The 517-nt window shown below is 53.0% G+C and carries 1 rRNA gene; it reads right to left on the reverse strand.

Going from position 1 to position 517, the window contains the following annotated elements:
* Positions 1 to 517 (reverse strand): 23S ribosomal RNA (locus tag BVJ53_RS14835); the annotation flags it as partial.

Below are 517 nucleotides of genomic sequence, written 5' to 3' on the forward strand. Positions count from 1 at the left end.
CTGTGTCGGTTTGCGGTACGGGTAGTTTATTTCTCACTAGAAGCTTTTCTTGGCAGTGTGACATCAGGAACTTCGCTACTTTAATTTCGCTCCCCATCACCGCTTGTCCTTATGGTCGCAAGCATTTCACTCGCCACCAGACTTGCGGCTTGGACGCACTTTTCCAGCCGTGCGCTTTCCTTAGCCTCCTGCGTCCCTCCATCGCTTAAACAAAATAAACTAGTGCAGGAATCTCAACCTGCTTGTCATCGACTACGCCTTTCGGCCTCGCCTTAGATCCCGACTAACCCTGGGAGGACGAGCCTTCCCCAGGAAACCTTAGTCATACGGTGGATCAGATTCTCACTGATCTTTCGCTACTCATGCCGGCATTCTCACTTCTAAGCGCTCCAGCCGTCCTCACGATCGACCTTCAACGCCCTTAGAACGCTCTCCTACCGCGCACCCTTGCGGGTGCACCCACAGTTTCGGTATTATGCTTAGCCCCGGTATATTTTCGGCGCAGTGCCACTCGACT

The organism is Lacticaseibacillus chiayiensis (assembly GCF_004123795.1).
GTDB classification, from domain to species: domain Bacteria; phylum Bacillota; class Bacilli; order Lactobacillales; family Lactobacillaceae; genus Lacticaseibacillus; species Lacticaseibacillus chiayiensis.